This window comes from Vibrio sp. T20, from assembly GCF_007858795.1.
Taxonomy (GTDB): domain Bacteria; phylum Pseudomonadota; class Gammaproteobacteria; order Enterobacterales; family Vibrionaceae; genus Vibrio; species Vibrio satsumensis.
The window spans coordinates 157,202-175,986 of the sequence record NZ_VFEB01000061.1; the positions used below are offsets into that span (position 1 = coordinate 157,202).

At 44.9% G+C, this 18,785-nt stretch carries 16 protein-coding genes; 6 read left to right on the forward strand and 10 right to left on the reverse strand.

All coding sequences use genetic code 11. The annotated features are described in order from the left end of the window. Positions 1–417 (forward strand): cytochrome c3 family protein, encoded by a 417-nt coding sequence (locus FTW16_RS05135; protein ID WP_146490313.1) that lies wholly within the window; start codon positions 1–3, stop codon positions 415–417. A 158-nt stretch (positions 418–575) separates the two neighbouring features. Here the strand turns inward: FTW16_RS05135 and FTW16_RS05140 are convergent, their stop codons facing one another. From FTW16_RS05140 to FTW16_RS05155, 4 genes are all read right to left on the reverse strand, one after another. Continuing rightward, complete coding sequence (locus FTW16_RS05140; protein WP_146490314.1) at positions 576–1,988, reverse strand: fructose-specific PTS transporter subunit EIIC; 1,413 nt, start codon at positions 1,986–1,988, stop codon at positions 576–578. Between the two features lie 13 nt (positions 1,989–2,001). Continuing rightward, positions 2,002–2,442, reverse strand: coding sequence for a PTS sugar transporter subunit IIA (locus FTW16_RS05145; RefSeq protein ID WP_146490315.1), 441 nt, complete (start codon positions 2,440–2,442; stop codon positions 2,002–2,004). Between the two features lie 316 nt (positions 2,443–2,758). Further along, positions 2,759–3,976, reverse strand: coding sequence for a mannose-6-phosphate isomerase, class I (gene manA / locus FTW16_RS05150; protein ID WP_146490316.1), 1,218 nt, complete (start codon positions 3,974–3,976; stop codon positions 2,759–2,761). A gap of 110 nt (positions 3,977–4,086) precedes the next feature. Further along, positions 4,087–5,991: a fructose-specific PTS transporter subunit EIIC gene (locus tag FTW16_RS05155; protein ID WP_146490317.1), complete on the reverse strand. Its 1,905-nt coding sequence runs from the start codon at positions 5,989–5,991 to the stop codon at positions 4,087–4,089. A 378-nt stretch (positions 5,992–6,369) separates the two neighbouring features. Here FTW16_RS05155 and FTW16_RS05160 point away from each other — a divergent pair, with 378 nt between their 5' ends. Then, a complete protein-coding gene (locus FTW16_RS05160; protein ID WP_146490318.1) occupies positions 6,370–7,209 on the forward strand; it encodes a helix-turn-helix transcriptional regulator in 840 nt (279 codons plus the stop codon). 19 nt (positions 7,210–7,228) lie between these two features. Here the strand turns inward: FTW16_RS05160 and FTW16_RS05165 are convergent, their stop codons facing one another. Both FTW16_RS05165 and FTW16_RS05170 read right to left on the reverse strand, forming a co-directional pair. Continuing rightward, entirely contained in the window at positions 7,229–8,002 is a 774-nt protein-coding gene (locus FTW16_RS05165) for a PTS sugar transporter subunit IIA (protein ID WP_146490319.1), read from the reverse strand. Positions 8,003–8,009: 7 nt separating this feature from the next. Next, positions 8,010–8,312, reverse strand: coding sequence for a PTS fructose transporter subunit IIB (locus FTW16_RS05170; RefSeq protein WP_146490320.1), 303 nt, complete (start codon positions 8,310–8,312; stop codon positions 8,010–8,012). 305 nt (positions 8,313–8,617) lie between these two features. Here FTW16_RS05170 and FTW16_RS05175 point away from each other — a divergent pair, with 305 nt between their 5' ends. After that, the gene (locus tag FTW16_RS05175; protein WP_146490321.1) at positions 8,618–10,483 is read left to right on the forward strand and encodes a fructose-specific PTS transporter subunit EIIC; all 1,866 of its coding nucleotides are present in this window, start codon (positions 8,618–8,620) and stop codon (positions 10,481–10,483) included. A gap of 120 nt (positions 10,484–10,603) precedes the next feature. On the opposite strand, the gene FTW16_RS05180 is transcribed toward FTW16_RS05175, so the two are convergent. Continuing rightward, a complete protein-coding gene (locus tag FTW16_RS05180) occupies positions 10,604–11,188 on the reverse strand; it encodes a TetR/AcrR family transcriptional regulator (RefSeq protein ID WP_146490322.1) in 585 nt (194 codons plus the stop codon). Positions 11,189–11,379: 191 nt separating this feature from the next. Beyond that, a complete protein-coding gene (locus tag FTW16_RS24455) occupies positions 11,380–11,553 on the reverse strand; it encodes a hypothetical protein (RefSeq protein WP_186728027.1) in 174 nt (57 codons plus the stop codon). 392 nt (positions 11,554–11,945) lie between these two features. Here FTW16_RS24455 and FTW16_RS05185 point away from each other — a divergent pair, with 392 nt between their 5' ends. Beyond that, positions 11,946–13,925, forward strand: a complete 1,980-nt coding sequence (locus FTW16_RS05185; RefSeq protein ID WP_146490323.1) for a methyl-accepting chemotaxis protein — start codon at positions 11,946–11,948, stop codon at positions 13,923–13,925. Positions 13,926–14,044: 119 nt separating this feature from the next. On the opposite strand, the gene FTW16_RS05190 is transcribed toward FTW16_RS05185, so the two are convergent. Continuing rightward, positions 14,045–15,208 (reverse strand): amino acid permease, encoded by a 1,164-nt coding sequence (locus FTW16_RS05190; RefSeq protein ID WP_146490371.1) that lies wholly within the window; start codon positions 15,206–15,208, stop codon positions 14,045–14,047. A 495-nt stretch (positions 15,209–15,703) separates the two neighbouring features. Here FTW16_RS05190 and FTW16_RS05195 point away from each other — a divergent pair, with 495 nt between their 5' ends. After that, entirely contained in the window at positions 15,704–16,936 is a 1,233-nt protein-coding gene (locus tag FTW16_RS05195) for a MerR family transcriptional regulator (RefSeq protein ID WP_146490324.1), read from the forward strand. Beyond that, a complete protein-coding gene (locus FTW16_RS05200; RefSeq protein WP_146490325.1) occupies positions 16,937–17,506 on the forward strand; it encodes a GNAT family N-acetyltransferase in 570 nt (189 codons plus the stop codon). It abuts the gene before it with no gap. 94 nt (positions 17,507–17,600) lie between these two features. Here FTW16_RS05200 and FTW16_RS05205 read toward each other — a convergent pair whose 3' ends face one another. Next, the gene (locus tag FTW16_RS05205) at positions 17,601–18,773 is read right to left on the reverse strand and encodes a MalY/PatB family protein (protein WP_146490326.1); all 1,173 of its coding nucleotides are present in this window, start codon (positions 18,771–18,773) and stop codon (positions 17,601–17,603) included. Positions 18,774–18,785 lie beyond the last annotated feature (12 nt).

Here is an 18,785-nt window from a genome sequence, read left to right on the forward strand (position 1 = left end):
ATGAGTACGACTAAATATTTAATTGGTGTGTTACTTGCTGGAGTATGCGCACTGGTGGTCGCTGAGGATTTACCTAATCCAGATGAGCATAATCTTGCGAATATTCACCTAAAGGATGAAACATGTGCGGGGCAGTGCCATCTAGACGAAGAGCCTTCTGACGATCTTGAGTTTGAATATAACAGCTGCGTGGAGTGTCATGATGATTTTGGCCACCTCGAAGGGCTCCAGCATAATCTAAAGCACAAAGAGAGCGAAGAGATGGAGTGCGTCGAGTGTCATCTTCCCCACGAAGAATTTGATCCTAAGGACACTTGTACTGATTGCCACGATGAAGACGACGAAGAATTATCAGACTTTTATTCAGTTAGGCTAGAGCGCTATTTAAACACGTTTAGCCTTGATATTAGGCCGTAAAATGACGGAAGGTTTGAGCTAGTAAAAATAAAAATCCCCATTCGTTGACAAAACGAATAGGGATTTTTCTTAGTAGGGGGTAGTTACTTTATCAATAGTGAGTATTCACTAATTTATTGATTCTTTTAGATAGCTTTCCGTATTCGATAACTTCTGTTTTAGATAGTCACCATGTCTGCGGCTTTCTTCATCGCTTCCTTAGTAGAACACTCAATCACGTTCGCGTTTGCAAAGCGGTGAGCGTCTTTCACTTGAATATCGTGTGCCAAGATAACCAGTCTCGCGTTCGCTACATCTAGGTCGGTGATGCGGTTCTGAATACCGTTTTGACCTTGAGTTTCTACCTTAATCTTTAGGCCTGCTGCTAAGCCTGCTTTTTCCAGTGCTTTCGCCGCCATGAAGGTGTGTGCAACACCAGAAGGGCAACATGTTACTGCTACGATGTCGTACTCGCCTTCGCCTGCTACAGGCGCTGTTTGAGCTTGTACTGGCGCTTCAGTCATGTCTTCGTCTGTTTCTACCGCGACAGGTTTCCAGAAGCCAACGATAACCGCTGTAGTTAATGAGCCAAGTGCAATACCTACTACGTACATAGGAATGTTGCTTGATACTGGCGCAGTGATTAGGCCGCCCCATGGTGCGTGCAGTAGAACGTCTGTCATGAAGCCGAACACACAGCCAACGATACCACCGGCAACGATTGAAGGAAGTACGCGCATTGGGTCGTTCGCTGCGAACGGGATAGCGCCTTCAGAGATACCGATAGAACCCATGATTGCAGCCGCTTTACCTGCTTCTTGTTCTTGTTTAGAGAACTTGTTTTTAAATAGGAACGTTGCCAGTGCCATGCCTAGAGGTGGTGTACAAATCGCAATGCCTACGCCGCCCATTAGCCATGGTTGTGTGTCTACTTGAGTTTGAGCAAATAGGGTCGCTACTTTGTTGATAGGGCCGCCCATATCAAACGCAGTCATACCACCAAGGATCGTGCCTAGAACCATCTTAGATGCGCCAGCCATTGAAGCTAAGAACTCGTTCATAGAAGACATGAACAGTTTGATTGGCTCACCGATTCCCCAAAGAACGATACCTGCAGAGATTAACGTGCCTAGAAGCGGGTAGATGAAGTAAGCACCCAGCGCCGTCATGTTCGCAGAAAGCGGGATCTTCTTAAGTTGGAACACCACGCCACCAGCGATAAAGCCTGCCACGATACAACCAAGGAAGCCGCCGCCCATGTCTGCCATGATGCCAGAAGAGATCATCGCAGGTGCTAGTGCTGGTTTATCTGCAATGGAGTAACCAATAAAGCCGCCAAGAATGATTGGGAAAAGAACAAGGCCTTTGATACCGATATTAGAGATGTCTGCCAGCAAGCCGTCTGCTGGAACCGCACCTTTGCCTGATGCCATTACCGCTAACGCCAACAGAACACCACCGGCTACGATGAAAGGTAGCATGTGTGAGGTTCCGAAAAGCAGGTGGCCTTTCATGGTACTAAGGATTTTTTTAAAGTCGCTACTACTATTTTTATTATTGGTATTCGTAGCTTGAGTTGTTAGGGTGCTCATAATTTTCTACGCCTTATGAATTAATTAAAATATTAAGGATTTGTTGTTCGTCTTTTGCGTTATGGATATCTTGAATAAATTCATCGCTGAATTTTCCAAATAGTTCTTGTAGTACATAAATATGATGGTCAGCACCGTTATCGGGTGAGGCAATCATAAAAAACACGCTTGGGTTAATGCCGTCTTCATCGCCATACTCGATACCTTCACGCTTAACACCAACAGCGATTGCCGGCTCAGTTACCGCCTTACTTTTTGAATGTGGGTAAGCGATGCCGTCCATTGAAGTGATGCTTTGAGATTCACGAATTTCGATGTCTGCCAAGAAGGCTTCTTTATTGCTGATTCGGTTGTTCTCAAATAACATGCCTGCCAACTCTTCAAACAGTTCTTTTTTATTATTCGCTTGAAGGTTGTTATTAATTAAGTTGACGTTAGTTAGCTGTGTGATCATTTATTAACTCATTCACTATTGAAGTTCTTGAATTAAAATTAATGGATTAACCCGATTCACGAAATAGCAAATAAAAGCCCTTCGCTGTACATTTGTACCAAGCAAAATTAAGTGTGATTTGCATCATTCATCCAGTGTGAGATGGGTCATATTTGATGGCGTATTTCGGTGCTGAAATAATTTTCTTTAGGAATAAAAGAGCTTTAGGAATAAAAGAGCTGTAGGGACAAAAAAGCTCTAGGAAAACAAAAGCTATAGAAACAAAAATGCCCCGCAAAAGAAGGGCATGGATAGTGTGTGATTAGTGGTGATGGAGCTAGCTGTAAGCGCGCGCTACACGTCCAACGCAGTCCAGTTTGTAACTCTCAGCGTAAGCAGGAATAAACACCGATTGGCCTTTCTCTATCACGCAGGTTTCACCGCATTGGTGAGTGAGCACCATGGATTCGTCGAGTGGCAGTAGGATCTCTGCGCCTTCGGTAGTGATCTTGCGTTGATGTGAGTTTTGCACGATAGAGAACTTAAAATCCTCGACTGGAATTTCGTATTCCATCACATCACCTTGCTCTATCGGGCTTAGCAGTAATCTATCCGCGGGCTTTTCATTAAATCGAGTACAAGAAACCAGTTCATTCACGTCCATGTATTTAGGCGTCAGCCCGGCACGTAACACATTGTCTGAGTTCGCCATGATCTCTAGCCCTGTCCCTTTGATGTAAGCATGGGGAGTCTCGGCATCCAGATACATGGCTTGCCCCGGCTTTAAGGTAATTACGTTCAATAGTAACGGTGCAAATAGGCCGACATCACCTGGATATTGATCTTCCAGTTCTGAAATCAATTGGAATACACGTTTATCAGAAAGCTTGGCCTTCATGATCAACATAGTAAGCGCCATTCCTTTTTGCTCGCCCTCTAAAGACAATAAGCTCGCAAAAAAGCAGGCTAATCCATTGGGAGTTTGGTCACCCTCGAGATCGTTGACCATCGAATGCAACTCTGGGATATCGAGGTAATGAAAATGTTCGAGGATCTCGCTTATCGATCTAAAGCCATTCATCGCCGTGTAGTCGGTTAGGGCATACACCAGTTCTGGTTTATGATTGGCGTCTTTGTAATTACGGTTGCCAGCTGTCATCGGAATGCCTTGCTGCTCTTCTAGAGCATACCCAGATTCAGCTTGTTGTTTGTTTGGGTGTACTTGTATAGACAGTGCTTTTTCAGCGGCTAACACCTTAAAAAGGTATGGTAGCTCGCCAAAACGACTCGCGACTTTCTCGCTTAGAAACAGGTTTAGATTCTTAGAAATCAAGTTCGACAACGTGGTTTGCTGACCATTGTCGGTCACCATTGAGCAACCATTTGGATGAGCGCCCATCCAGATCTCTGCTTGTGGCTCACCAGACTGGTTATCAATGCCAAACAGTTGGTTGAACGAAGAAGGGCTACCCCATGCGTAGTTCTGAATCACGTTGGTCATAGGGTAGAAAAAGCGTTGTACGAACGAATCGTTCGCTAAAGAAAAATCAGACATCGAAATCACCATGAAGGGAAACATGGCTTGAGCTCTATTCGTTCCTAAAAAACTATTAGCTACTAAAAACAGTAGGGTAGAGGGGCTCAAGCCATTGGAGTTGAAATGGCTTAAGCCGCTGCTGCTGTTAGCTTGGCTTTACGTAGATTTTTAAGCGCGATACAAGTAACCGCAGTCACACCTGCACCTGATGCCATGCAAAGAAGTGCCAGCATTGGGTAGTTCATTGCACCTAGTAGAGCCACAACTGGCCCACCGTGAGCAACGCTGTTGGTAATACCAAATGAGAACGCCATAACCGCTGCAGTCATTGAACCAAGCACATTGGCAGGGATAACTGACATTGGGTCTTGAGCCGCGAAAGGAATCGCACCTTCAGAGATACCCACTAAGCCCATCGCACCAGCGGCCTTACCTGCTTCAATTTCAGAAGATTCGAACAGGTCGAACTTGCGGCCAAGTCTGGTTGCGATAGCCATACCCAGTGGAGCTACAGGGATTGCACATGCCATTGCACCCATGAACTGAGTTTGACCGCTGGCAATCATGCCGACCGAGAACAGGAATGCCACCTTGTTGAATGGGCCGCCCATATCGAAACCGGCCATGCCACCAAGGACGATGCCAAGCAGAACCACGTTGCCTGTACTCATGCTCGTTAGTAGTGCAGTAAGAGCATCCATCAGCCCAGCGATAGGTGCGCCAATAACAAAAATGAACAGACCTGCGATGAACAAAGAGCCAGTGATCGGAGCGATCATGATAGGCACAAGCGGTTGAACGAATTTGTGGTAGTTAAACGAGGTGATCCATTTAACGAAGTAACCCACTAATAGGCCTGCGATGATTGCGCCAATGAAGCCAGTACCCGCGTCAGCGCCATAGAAAGAGCCGTTGTTAGCAATCCAACCACCGATAAGGCCAGGGGTTAGGGCAGGGCGGTCTGCAATCGCGTAAGCAATGTAGCCAGCCAAGATTGGAATCATCAGAGTGAACGCAACCACACCCACTTCTAGAATTTGGTTCCACATGCTGCCAGCAGGAATTGCCATGCCAGATTCACTTGGTTCGCCGCCAATCGCCAGTGCAAGGGCAATCAATAGGCCGCCAGTCACCACGAATGGAATCATGTGTGATACGCCATTCATCAAGTAACGATAAAGGTCAGAACGCGCTTGTGATGCTTTCTCTACAACAGATTGATTGGTCGGCGTTTGTTCGGCTTGGTAGCTAGGTGCGTTGAGTGCTTGTTTAATCAAGCCTTGCGCATCTTTGATTGGCGCTTTTACGTTGGTGCTGATAACGCGTTTTCCGGCAAAGCGAGCCATGTCGACCTGTTTGTCACAAGCGACGACAATCGCGTCTGCACGTTCGATTTCGTCTTGAGTAGGGCTGTTTTTAACACCAATAGAACCGTTAGTTTCGACCTTGATGTCGTAGCCAAGAGCCGCCGCGCCTTTCTCTAGCGCTTCAGCTGCCAAATAAGTGTGTGCAACGCCGGCTGGGCAGCCTGTCACACCAATGATGAAGCCTTGTTTCTCAACGTTATTTTCCGTTTCTGATGGCTCAGGTTTGCTAAGAAGTAGTTCTAGTGCTTCTTCTTCAGATTGAGCATTCATGAAGCTTTCGATAAAGCCTTCTTCAATCAGTTTTGAAGAAAGCTCTGCCAGTACTTCGATGTGGTGATTATCGCCGCCATCAGGAGAAGCGATCATGAAGAACAGTTTTGATGGCTGACCGTCATCGGCACCGTACTCTATGCCCTGCTTGTGGACGCCGATAACAACGGCGGGTTTGATCACCGCGCTGCTTTTCGCGTGTGGTAGAGCAATGCCTTCTTCAAACCCGGTATTACCTTGTTCTTCACGAGCTTTAATGTCGGCAAGGAACTGTGCTTTGTCTGAGATTCTGCCTTGTGCGTAGAGCACGTCTATCAGCTCTTTAAATACGTCTTCTTTTGAATCAGCGCTAAGCGAAAGCTTAATCAAATCTTGATTGATCAATGTCGTGATCATAATGAACCCCTACTCTGTTTTTATTTTGTTAGGGGTATTCTGGAATCTACGGCTTACCTTCTGTAGTGAAGAAAAAATGCATTTACTGGATGATTGTTGCGTTATAAATGGAGTGTGATTTTGATCGGTCGAATGGGCATTTTTAGGGCGGTGTTGACAGAGTTTAAGATGTGTTGAGGCTTTTATTTATAAGGGCTGTAGCGTATTTGTTTATCAGGGCAGGAACGTGCTAGGTCAGTTTCGTTACTGGAAATTTATTTCCGTGACTGGATTTTTGTAACCTAGATCTCAAATTGTGATTTTGCTCAATAGCGCTATGTTTCACTAAGGGGTATATCTATTCCCGTAGCCTTATTGCTGCCCACTAGAGTTCGAATAATGATATTTCATGACTTAATCTCGTCTGTGTTAAATGAGCGAGAACCGTTTCATAACATCTGGTTTGCTGGAGATTTTCATACACCTTCAGCGTGTAGTTATCAGGTGAACTTTCCGCGCTTAGAGCTGGTGCTAGACGGAGAGTATATTAATGAAATGGAAAGCCATGACCGCAAGATCACCAACGTTATAGCCAAAGCCGGAGACGCGATTTTCATCCCACCCAACTGTTGGAATAAACCCAATTGGGACACCGACTGTTCGGTATTGAGTATGTTGTTTGGTCGTCGTCAGCTGGGTTTAAGTTTGGTGAGAAAACGCAAAGGTGAGGAGAGTTTTTACGATATTCAAAAGCACAGTATTCAGACTCGCTCTGGTTTTGCGATTGATAACATTCTAGAAGCGCTCAGCTCACTCGCGAGGGAGAGTAACAAGCAGCCTATGGATGAGTTATTGCTGCAAGCGCTACTTCAATACAGTAAGACGATGTTGGATGCGCCTGTCGAAAAATCTCACAGCCGAGTTCAGGATGTGTATCAGGGGATTTGTATCTACATTCAAGAGAACTTCCACCGCCAAATCACCCGAGACAGCATCGCCTCGCGCTTTAGCATTTCATCGAACCACTTGTCGCGAATGTTCCGCCAACAAGGCCACATGACGTTGGCCGAGTACATCACTCGTGTCCGAGTTGACCGCGCCAAGTTCATGCTCAAAAAGTACAACTTCAAACTCAATGAAGTGTCAGTTCGTTGCGGCTTCAAAGATGTGAACTACTTCTGTCGAGTCTTTAAAAACCGAACAGGAAAAACCCCAACCGAATATCGAGGGTCTATCTAGCTCCAAGCTATTTGATGAACTAAATCAGACGTGAAGAGATGTACATCAATAGGGCCTGTAGGTCGACACTGCTTCGAGTCTTTTGTAAACGCTCATTAACCTGATCGTGAAGCAGGTTTCTGGTTAGGTTAGTGGCCGCCACAATGTGCTCTCGTTGTGGCTTAGTTGGAAGCACTAACGCGATAGCAACGTGTACTTCGCCAATACGTGAGGCCCAATCAATCGGGTCGTCACTGACTATGACGGCAATCGAAAGATCCTGCGTTGATTCAAACATCACATGTGGCAGCGCGATCCCCGGTGAAACGCAGGTAGAGGAGCGTTCTTCTCGTTTAATAAACGCCAGAATCAGTTCATCCGGATCTTGTGGATACACTAGATGAGCGAGCCCTTTTAGGCATTCAAATTTAGTCAGTTGGGTTTGAGCTTTAGCATGATGCCAATTGATCTCACAAGGTGGACATATCTGCGGCATGCGCTGGATTAGATCCTTGGAGAACTCATGATTCACTTGCGAACCAACCATAGCGTAATGCTCGGCAATCACGTCTTTAAGAACGAAACAGGCCAGCTCTGCATCAATACCCACAGCGGTAATCTGGCACAAATCCCCTCGGAGTAAACCCACTTGTAACATCGCGACAGATTTGGAGAGATCGGCGGTTCGGTTTTGAGTGATGTTGATAATACGGATGGTACTTTTGAATTTTTTAGCCAAGCGGCTAAGTGGCTGCGCGACGTGTGAGTTCGCGGCAGGATCGTCAACGAAGAAGGTAATCTGATATTCATTCATGAAAGGTTTAAGCTCGACAATGCTTAATAAAAACCTTGTCGACGCTTAACAGCACCTCTTCCATAGGAATGAATAAGGTTTTAGCAGGGTCGAAGCGGCTTGGTTGTTCAATGTCGATATCAGAGACGATCAACACTTTGTCTGCGAGGCTAATGTCCTGTGCAGAGAGTAAGTTTTCAATACCCATAGCGCCTTGTGTTTCAACCTTGATTGAAACGTTGAATTTAGGGGCTGTTTTATTTAATGCATCAGCTGCCATATAGGTGTGCGCAATGCCTGTAGGGCACGCAGTTACCGCTACAATTTTCATTATTATTCTCGGCTTAATCTCGCCACTTTACTCTCTCGTATGGGAAAACCCAGTATAGACCGGGAGCATACAGTAGGGGCGATACGTTTATGGGTTCTGTGGATTTTATGGATTGGCGTTTTTTATTCTAAGGTGGACGTCACACTCTGAGTTCTTGGTTACAATAATCCAGTTAATGCACCTTTCGTCCTATATGATGATCGCTGACACACCGCTAATCTTTTCATCCTATTAACATCGAATTTTAATTTAGGTCGGAAGAACCTAATTACTTCAGTCTGAAATCAGGCGAGGCAGAGTAAAACATGGATATCACTAACATTATCGAGCCCGAGATTATCTGCTTAGATTTGCAAGCAGACTCAAAACAGGCAGTATTTGAAGAGCTAGTCGAGTTACTCGATCGCGCTGGTAAGCTCTCGAATAAAAGTGAATTCCTTGATGATATCTGGAAGCGTGAGGCTATTGGTAATACCGGTTTTGATGATGGTATTGCGATTCCACATGCGAAAAGTACTGCCGTTGCAAAGCCTGCTGTTGCTGTGGGCATCAGCCGAACGGGCATAGATTATGGTGCTGATGGCGGTGAACTGTCTGATGTGTTCTTTATGCTCGCTTCACCTGATAACAACGACGACCATCATATTGAGGTGCTGGCACAGATTTCTACCAAACTGATTGAAGATGGCTTTGTTACAAAATTAAAGGCAGTGGAGTCGGTTGAAGAGGCTCAAGAACTGTTTCTCGAAGTCAATTCTGACTCTTTCGATAGCTATGCCTCTAGCTATCATGAAGTGTATGTCGAGCCGCTCAGCCCTTGGGCGCAGTCTCTGAATCGTCTCAAAGAACACTTGTTATACGGCACCTCGCATATGATTCCCTTTGTGGTCGCGGGTGGGGTGTTGCTGTCTTTGTCGGTGATGATGTCGGGTCATGGTGCTGTGCCTGAAAGTGGTGTGTTAGCAGACATCGCACAGATGGGGATCGCAGGCTTAACCCTGTTTACTGCCGTTCTAGGCGGCTACATCGCGTACTCAATGGCTGATAAACCCGGTTTAGCTCCGGGCATGATTGGTTCTTGGGTGGCGGTGAATCAATACAATACCGGCTTCCTCGGTGCGATTGTGGTCGGTTTCTTTGCCGGTTTTGTGGTTAACCTACTGAAAAAGATCAAACTGCCAGACAGTATGATCTCGTTGAGCTCTATCTTCATCTATCCACTCGTCGGCACTTTCGTCACTTGTGGCGCTGTGATGTGGGTGATTGGCTCGCCGATTGCACAAGTGATGCTTGAGATGAACCAGATGCTGACTGGCATGGCAGGCTCGGGAAAAATGGTGCTCGGCAGTATTTTAGGCGCTATGACGGCCTTTGATATGGGTGGCCCAATCAACAAGGTCGCAACGCTGTTTGCTCAAACGCAGGTAAATACCCAGCCTTGGTTGATGGGTGGCGTTGGCATTGCGATTTGTACGCCACCACTGGGCATGGCTCTGGCGACTTTTATATCGCCGAAGAAGTTTAAACGAGACGAACGCGAAGCCGGCAAAGCCGCAGGCATCATGGGAATGATCGGCATCAGTGAAGGTGCGATTCCATTTGCTGCTGCCGATCCTGCACGTGTTCTACCTGCAGTTGTGGCTGGTGGTATTGTCGGTAACGTAGTTGGTTTTATGTTCCATGTGGTAAACCATGCACCATGGGGCGGTTGGATTGTTCTACCTGTTGTGGATGGCAAGATTGGCTATATCATTGGCACACTCGCGGGGGCTCTTACCACGGCTTTAATCGTAATATTGCTGAAAAAGAATGTGGTCGAAGGTGAGGCTCGCTCTAATCAGTTTGCGGGTGGTTCGGTGACCGAAGAAGGGCAAGCGGATGTACTCGCGATCACTTCTTGTCCATCTGGTGTTGCTCATACGTTTCTTGCGGCTAAGTCTTTGGAAAAGGCGGCTCATCATCTTGGGGTACGGATTAAAGTCGAAACGCAGGGGGCCAACGGAATCGGCAATCGCATTACACAGAAAGACATTGAGCGGGCGAGGTTGGTGATCTTTGCTCATGACGTGGCGATTAAGGAAGTCGAGCGCTTTGCGAATGTGAAAACCTTAGATGTCAGCACCAAAGAGGCGATGCTTAATGCACAGGCGCTGATCATGAGAAAGGTATAACCCTTAAACACTAAAGTTAATCATCTATAAAGTTAAGTAGATCAAAACTAAAAAGACTCCGCTCTAGCATTTGGCTAACAGTGGAGTCTTTTTGTATGGCTTCTAAAACAAGCTCAGCTTTTAGAAAGGATGATACTTAAATACGTCTTCAACCATTGAGTTAAGTAAATCGATGTCGTCACAGGTTTTCGCGTAGGTACGCAGGCCTGCGATTTGAACCTGAACATGACGAGCTAGTTGAGTCGGCTCGCGCTCTTTGCTGATCTCACCAAGATCTTGTGCTTCTGCAATCAACTTGGCGAATTCGCCTTCCATGATCTTAAGTGATTTCTTCGCTTCTGCTAATAGCTCTGCGTGCTCATCGGTCAGCTCGGCTACCGTTTTAGCCAACATACACATGCCGTTTGGCGCGCTTTGTTTAGATTCAACCACCGCACGTTTTACGAAGTTTTCTAGCGCTTTGATTGGTGAGTCAGTTTCACTGCGGAAGCGGTTCAAATTAAGAATGCCAAGTTCGGTATAGCGAGCCAGCGTCTCTTTAAACAAACCTTCTTTGCTGCCAAAAGTCGCGTAGATGCTACCCGGACGCATATCTATCACGTCTTGCAGATTACGCATAGAAGTCGCATGAAAGCCTTTTTCCCAATACAGGTTCGTTGCTTTATCTACTACATCCTGTCTATCGAACTTCGCGGTCTTGGCCATAACATCTACTTCATTAGTCTGAACATATGTTCAATATTTTATGCTGAACGTTCGTTCCAGTAAAGGTATGTTTTGCTCGACTTAATTGCCGGTCTTGCACCTTACTGGTGCATAAGGCGCTTGATTGAATGCAATTTATGACGAGCTTTGACAGCTTCTACGGTGAAATATTTCTCAATGTCTGATGAAGGCTAGTCGTCGACAACTTCGACGGTTTTATGTTGCGCACCGTAATAGGTGCCTTCGTCGATGGTGTACATCAAAGTTGCTTCACATTCAGGGCAGTCGAACTCTTCATTGGGCTCGATGGCTTCCTCTTCTACCCACTCCCATCCAATGTGTTCTTCGCAAGCTGGACAGTCCATAAATACCTCAGGTTATGCTTTTTAGTTGATTGAATTGTTAACTTTTCGGGGCGGCATTATACATAGTTGCTGCTTAATATGTAGTGAGTAATCAGCCGAACCTGAGTGTTTCCCTACCCCTTTAGTATTAATAAAAAGCGTCATTTTTCAGTCACTTGCGTCGGGAATATGTTGTTGCACGGTTTTTGTGTTCGATAAGGTTGCATAGCTAACAGATTTATAAATAAACCAATGAATTTTGTAAGGTTAAATGCTAGCGTTATCGATTGCCGATAACATGACACGGTAATTGATAAAACTAAAGATTATATGATCTTAGTAAAAGTACACCGTTTTAGAAGTGTGTCTAATTACATTACAGATAAAGATTCGTTAGCTGCTAGGAAATAACAATGAAATTAACCGATATGTCTTTTAAGCAAAAAATCATCGCTTTGCTTATTTTACCGATCTTAGGGTTTCTATGGCTGAGTGCTTCTACGATTTCTAAAAGCGTAGAAACGACCAGCGAAATGTCGTCATTAAACCAACTGACTCGTTTGTCGGTTGTGTACAGCGAACTTGTACATGAGCTACAAAAAGAACGCGGTATGACGGCAGGTTTTATCGGCTCACAAGGTACGAAGTTTGTTAGTGAGCTGCGAGCGCAAAGAACAAGTGCGGATAACAGACGCAATCAGAGAGCTGAGTACTGGCAGTCTGCAGAAATCGACTTACCCCAGATCTCCCGTCTGAACACTGAAATCAGCCAAAGCCTAAATCAAATTACGTCTATTCGTAATCGTGTTGATTCTCAGTCGATCCCACTTTCAGAGGCTTTAGGTTACTACACTAAACTGAATGCAAAACTGCTCAGCGTATCAGCTTTAATTGCTGAGTTAAGCTCCGATGCTACCATCACTACGGAAACCATCGCTTATTACAACTTCTTGCAAGGCAAAGAGCGAGCTGGTATCGAGCGTGCTGTCCTAAATAACACTTTTTCTAAAAATGAGTTTGGCCCAGGTATGCTGGTTAAGTTCATCTCTTTGGTGACACAGCAAAACACGTATTTCTCGAACTTTGAAGTTCTGGGTAACCCAGACAACGTTCGCTTCTTTCAACAACAATTAAATGACCGTTCGGTCGCGGAAGTCGAGAAGCTTCGTGATGTGGCTGAATCAAAAATGAGAGGTTTTGATGTAGACCCTGTGTATTGGTTCGCGCAATCAACTGCTCGTATTGTTCAGTTAAAGAAAACGGAGAATCAACTGGCTGAATCACTTATCGCGTTGACTGAAAACAAGGCGAGTGAAGCTCAATCTGCGATGTTTGCAAGTATTGCGGTATTTGTTGCAATTACTTTCTTTGCGACCTTTGTTAGCTTTAAAGTGATTACAGACCTAACGCTCCGAGTAAAAAATCTAACCTCAGTACTTTCTGTTGTTCGTGATGATAATGACCTAACGGTGAGAGCTAAGTATTTAGGAGAGAGTGAGCTAGGGCATATCTCTTCGTCTCTCAACGAAACGTTAGAGAAATTCTCTCAGGTAATAGATAACTTGTCTCAGTCTAGCTTGACACTTGCTTCTGCAGCTGAAGAGACGGCGCAAACTTGCCAATACAACTCCAACACCTTGGTTGAGCAGCAAGACCAAATTGGTTTGATTGCGACAGCAACAGAGGAGCTATCGGCAACGGTGAACGAGGTCGCGGCTAAAACTCAGCAAACAGCAAGCTCAGCTAAATTGGCTAATGAACAATCACAAGCAGGTTTGAGCACGGTTCAGCACTCTTACCAATCGATTGAGATCTTGGCTTCTGAGATTAACGGCCTCGCTGAAAAAATCACTCATCTACACGAAAGTAGCAATAACATTAACAGCGTGATTGATGTGATTAAGTCGGTTGCTGACCAAACCAACTTACTCGCACTAAACGCAGCGATTGAAGCAGCACGTGCTGGTGAACAAGGCCGTGGTTTTGCCGTGGTTGCAGATGAAGTACGTACTTTGGCACAACGTACCCAAGAATCTACCTTGGAGATTGAAGGCTTCATTAGCTCTCTACAATCAGATGTACAAACTGCGTTTAATGTAATTGATAATAGCAAGAAGATGTCTTCAAGAGCGGTGGAGGATTCTCGAGGCGTAGAGCAGACGCTGCAAGATATTTCAGGCGCTGTGAGCGAGATATTCAGTATGACAGAGCAGATTGCGACTGCAACCGAAGAGCAAGCGGTAGTGACTCAAGATATTGCTCAGAACGTTGTGGCTGTCGAACAGAAGTCGACAGAATCTACGACCGGTGCAACGCAAATTGCTGCGACAGCGAAAGAACAAGCTGAATTGGCAACATCGCTGAAAGAGCTCTCGAATACGTTTAAGAGTTAACCTTTTAAAAACAGCCAACGGCGGTTCGATTAGAGCCGCCTTAGTAAAAACTAAAAAGCCCGTGAATCTTAGGATTCACGGGTTTTTTTATCAGCAATGTTTGGGCTAACCCATAAGCTCTACCCCATAAACCAAGAGATAAAAATCAACGCCCCAAAGCCGAATGTTGCCATCAATGCCGTGTCGCCACCGGCTGCGGTATAGCTGCCTTCAGTTTGTAGATGAGGGAAGTCAGGTCTACGAACTTTAACCACCATTGCGAGTGGGCCCCAGATAGCTAGGAACACCAGCACCATACCTGCGTAGTCCAACATGCTTACAAACTGGCTAGCGAACAGCTCGGCTAATACCAAAGGTAAGATGAAGGTTAGAGCATAAGCCAACGCTTTATTGTTGGTGACGGCATCTTTGTTTTGGTCGTAAAGCGCCATAGATACACCAAGGAAAGAGGTCACTAACGCTAGAGCTGAGAACAGTGCAATCACTACTTTTAGCCAAGCAGATTGCCCGCTAAACGCAGAGATCAACTCAGATATATTGTGGAACTGGCTGATCGCATCTGTGCCAAGGTTACCGATAATCGCGAATAACCAAGTTAGGTAGCACACTAGCGGGATCACAGAGCCTAGCAAAATCATATTGCGGATCTGCTTTTGAGTGGCTTCTCGGTTGTAGATAACCAGTGACGGGATTACCACCATAGAGGCAAAACTGGTAAAGATAACCGCACTGTATTGAACGACATCGTTGGCTGTGTAGTTGCTAGTTTGAGTTAGGTAATCCAAACGAATGTTGCTAAATAGAGAAGCAATCACAATAAACAGCATGACTACCATCATGATGAATAGTCCGCGATTCAGTTTGTCGATGTAGGATTTACCCGATACTACAATTACACCCATTAATAGGCTGAAAATGGTATAGGCAACAGATGCAGATACGTCTACGCCAACATCGAGTAGTAGTTTGTGAATGATGTCACCAACACCCAAGATATAAGCGATGAGCATGCATACCAACAGCAGGTAGAAGAGTGCATTGATAAAATGTTTCCCTTTGCTGCCCAGAGTTAGGTAAGCAACACTGCTCATTCCACTGTTGTCTTTGGTTTTTGTACACGCTTCTGCCAGCAGAAGTGCAGAGTAGGTGGTGCCAATAAAGATAAGTAGCATCAGCACCGAGCTGATCATGAACCCAAATTGGGCCAATACCATTGGGATGGCTAACATACCAGCCCCTAATGCAGTTCCCGAAAGGATTAGGGAACTGCCGAATAATTTCATATTCAAGAAAAACAACCTCTAGCTATCCAATTAGTTTTTATTTGGATTGTAAATATTTGTTGCCAAGCCTAACAAATTACTCAGTAAAATTAGGGGTTAATTTCTAATAAATTTTGATTTTTTCTAAAAAAGTTACGAAGAGATTTTTACTTGTTATTGGTGCTCCCTGTATGTATTCGTCTGGTGATTTTATTTAGCGCTTGGTTAACATTTGTTAATTATTGAACGATTTAGAAGTAGATCCACTTAGCTAGTAAAAAGTATGTTTTTTGAATGGTTTGTTTTTATTTCATCAAGTTCATATCTTACTTTTTCTAAGTCTGGTTGAGTAATGTTGGTAACTAGCCTTCTATGGTTGAAATAGGTACTTAGAGACCTTTCCAATTTGAGCTTAAGGGCGGGAAACTAGGAAAAGAGGGGCATGAAGTATAATTTCGTATTGACCTGACTATAGCTTCATAGTTTACCTTATAGATAGAAATGAGGGAGAAGTGCATGTATCGCATATCTGAATTAGCTGAACTTGTTGGCCTGAGTCGCTCCACATTGTTGTATTACGGCAAGCTAGGTTTGATTGAAGCTCAACGCCAGAGTAATGGTTATCGCCTTTTTTCTGAAAAGGATCTGCAGCGTGTTCGTTTGTTACAGCAGCTGCAAGCGGGCGGGTTAACGCTTAAAGAGTGCCAAGCTTGTTTAGATGCAAAGATAGAACGTGGCTTGTTGGAAAATCGTCTTAAGCAACTGGACGAAGAGCTTGTGCAAAAACAACGTTCACGAGATTTATTAGCAGCAATGCTGGGTGAGAGCGGCTTAGAAGAGTGGCATGAGTCGATGGACAAAATTGCGCCAGATGCACACCTCGATTGGTTAATTAAGCAGGGTTTTGATGAGAAACAGGCGCTGCGATTGAAGTGGTTATCGAAAGACATGAATGAACATGAACAATATATGGCGGATTTTGGCGCCATCTTCGAGGGCTTAGAGCGCTTAGGACCAGGAACGGCTGAAGATACCTTAGAGGTATTGGTCAAAGTGCCTAGTTCACCGGAACAGGTACTTGAGATTGGTTGTGGCAAGGGCATTGCAACAACTGTGTTAGCGAGAGCCATTAAAGAACATCAAGCGGATGTGCAGATAACAGCGGTAGACAACGATCAACCTAGTTTAGATATTCTGACTCAGCAAGCACAGGCATCTGGCTTAGAAAGTAATGTTCAAACCGTGTGCGCAAGCATGATGGATTTACCGTTTGAAGCGAAGTCGTTCGACCTGATCTGGTCAGAAGGCAGTGCCTACATCATGGGTGTCCAGAAAGCACTTAAACAGTGGCGAAAGTTACTTACTGATGAGGGCATATTGGTCGTGAATGATTTGGTGTGGAACACCGAGAACCCGAGCGAACCAGTCAAAGCATTCTGGCAGAAAGAATACCCAGACATGACGACGGTACCTGAGCGAATTAAACAAGCAAAAGCAGAGGGTTATCAAGTATTGGATGACTTCGCGATGAGCGACGCCGGTTGGCTCGCCTATTACCTGCCTTTACAAAAGCAAGTCGAGGCTTTGAAAGCGACGATGCCGAATTCTAAAGCGCTCGCAGATTGCGACAATGAAATTAAACAATTCTTCAATAACAGTAAACCTAAGAGTGACCTTTCAGAAGGTTCTCAAGGCTCTGGGCCGCGTGATTTTGATTATCATTTTTTTGTGTTGAAGAAAGTACATTAAGTGAAGAACACCATGAAATTTAGACAATATGATTCAAGCGAGATCGAAACTATCACTCGCCTTTTTACTCAAACCTTTACCGATGCAGAAGGCGAGAACGAAGGTAAAACAGTGGGTAAGCTTGCTAACGATCTTTTAACGATCACGGATTCGACAGAGCTACTTTGCTTTGTTGCTGCAGATGATTCTAGTGAGTCAGATACGGATAGCACGATTATAGGCGCGATTATCTTTACACCACTTTCATTTGACGATGAAACGAAGGCATATTTGCTTTCACCAGTAGCGGTGAGTACTCAGGTTCAAAAACGTGGTATTGGCCAAAAGCTGATTAACTTTGGTTTACAGGTTCTTAAGGAGCAGGGCGTTGAACTTGCTGTGACATACGGTGACCCTAGTTACTATTCCAAAGTTGGCTTTGGGCAAATTACCGTTGAGCAGATCCCTGCGCCATTTAAATTGAGTTTCCCTCACGGTTGGTTGGCTCAGTCGTTGATTGGCGGTGAAGTTAAAGTAACAAGTGAAAAATCGAATTGCGTTAAAGGCTTGGCTCATGCTGAATATTGGTAGTTGCTTGAAATAAAAATTGAGAAGTAGAGAAAGCCCAATAGGTGTTTCCTATTGGGCTTTGTTGATTGATCGGATTAAGTAATTTCATTGCCTATTAATTGGCGTTTAATGCTGCCTTAAGTCGTACCAATGCATCATTTAATACTTCAGCAGGACACCCTAGGTTCAAACGGATAAACCCAGAACCTTCCTCTCCAAAGGCACAACCCATACTCGGTACAATTCCGGCTGCAATGAGTTTTTTCTCAAGCTCAGTGTCACTTATTTCCATTGCTCGGCAGTCAAGCCATGCGAGGTAAGTCGCTTGAGGTTTTACAAAGCGAACATGAGGTAGTTCTGCTTTCAAGAATCCATGCAGCGTTTCGATGTTGCCTTGCAAATATTGCTTTAAGTCCGCTAGCCAAGTATCACACTCTTGATATGCCGTGGTCGCAGCGGACATTGATAGGTTGTTGAAGCAATCCATGCCATGAGCATCTAAACGGCGAACAAACTGCTCTTTCAATTCTGCATTTGGAATGATGAAGTTAGAGATTCTTAATGATGACAAGCCAAAAGTTTTACTGGCCGCAGTCGCCACAATAAGTTTGTCGGTTAGCGAACTTGGTAGTTTCAATGTTGAATTGAATATGTTGGATGCTAGCGCTAGGTCGCTCCAAATTTCATCACTGATTAGCCATACACCGTGTTTTTGGCAAAGCTCGGCAACTTGCAGGATCTCTTGTTCGCTCCATACTCGGCCTGTTGGGTTGTGTGGGTTGCAGAAAATCAACGCTTTGGCTCCACTCGCAAAGCAGTCTTCCAAATGTGCGAAATCAAGCTGGTAGTGACCTTCTGATTCAATCAATGGGTTGTTCAACACCTTACGATCATTCAGTTCGATGATCTTACGGAATGAACCGTAGCCCGGGCTTTGAATAACGATTTGGTCATTCACTTGTGTGAGCATTTGCAACGCCATAGCAATACCGGGCAAAACGCCTTGTATCGTGGTGATCCACTCTCGTTTGATTTCTGTTTGATGTTGTTTTTTAAACCAATCAATCGCGGCTTGGTAGTAGTCGTCTTGACGTTCTGAGTAACCAAAAATACCATGCGAAATATCTTGAGCTAAGCGATCTAATACTTGTTGAGGTGCTTGGAAATCATAGTCAGACACCCACATTGGCAGCAACTCGGAGCCTTCTAAGCCAAGCTTCTGCTCCATAAAGTCCCACTTTACCGACCCTGTATTTCGGCGGTTAATCGTATTGTCGAAAGAATTCATAGGATGTGAGCC

What these genes read in the sequence shown, in the direction of transcription:
- FTW16_RS05135 (WP_146490313.1), top strand. Translation starts at nt 1, where the DNA reads ATGAGTACGACTAAATATTTAATTGGTGTGTTACTTGCTGGAGTATGC.
- FTW16_RS05140 (WP_146490314.1), bottom strand. Translation starts at nt 1,988, where the DNA reads ATGAGCACCCTAACAACTCAAGCTACGAATACCAATAATAAAAATAGT.
- FTW16_RS05145 (WP_146490315.1), bottom strand. Translation starts at nt 2,442, where the DNA reads ATGATCACACAGCTAACTAACGTCAACTTAATTAATAACAACCTTCAA.
- manA (WP_146490316.1), bottom strand. Translation starts at nt 3,976, where the DNA reads ATGTCTGATTTTTCTTTAGCGAACGATTCGTTCGTACAACGCTTTTTC.
- FTW16_RS05155 (WP_146490317.1), bottom strand. Translation starts at nt 5,991, where the DNA reads ATGATCACGACATTGATCAATCAAGATTTGATTAAGCTTTCGCTTAGC.
- FTW16_RS05160 (WP_146490318.1), top strand. Translation starts at nt 6,370, where the DNA reads ATGATATTTCATGACTTAATCTCGTCTGTGTTAAATGAGCGAGAACCG.
- FTW16_RS05165 (WP_146490319.1), bottom strand. Translation starts at nt 8,002, where the DNA reads ATGAATGAATATCAGATTACCTTCTTCGTTGACGATCCTGCCGCGAAC.
- FTW16_RS05170 (WP_146490320.1), bottom strand. Translation starts at nt 8,312, where the DNA reads ATGAAAATTGTAGCGGTAACTGCGTGCCCTACAGGCATTGCGCACACC.
- FTW16_RS05175 (WP_146490321.1), top strand. Translation starts at nt 8,618, where the DNA reads ATGGATATCACTAACATTATCGAGCCCGAGATTATCTGCTTAGATTTG.
- FTW16_RS05180 (WP_146490322.1), bottom strand. Translation starts at nt 11,188, where the DNA reads ATGGCCAAGACCGCGAAGTTCGATAGACAGGATGTAGTAGATAAAGCA.
- FTW16_RS24455 (WP_186728027.1), bottom strand. Translation starts at nt 11,553, where the DNA reads ATGGACTGTCCAGCTTGCGAAGAACACATTGGATGGGAGTGGGTAGAA.
- FTW16_RS05185 (WP_146490323.1), top strand. Translation starts at nt 11,946, where the DNA reads ATGAAATTAACCGATATGTCTTTTAAGCAAAAAATCATCGCTTTGCTT.
- FTW16_RS05190 (WP_146490371.1), bottom strand. Translation starts at nt 15,208, where the DNA reads ATGAAATTATTCGGCAGTTCCCTAATCCTTTCGGGAACTGCATTAGGG.
- FTW16_RS05195 (WP_146490324.1), top strand. Translation starts at nt 15,704, where the DNA reads ATGTATCGCATATCTGAATTAGCTGAACTTGTTGGCCTGAGTCGCTCC.
- FTW16_RS05205 (WP_146490326.1), bottom strand. Translation starts at nt 18,773, where the DNA reads ATGAATTCTTTCGACAATACGATTAACCGCCGAAATACAGGGTCGGTA.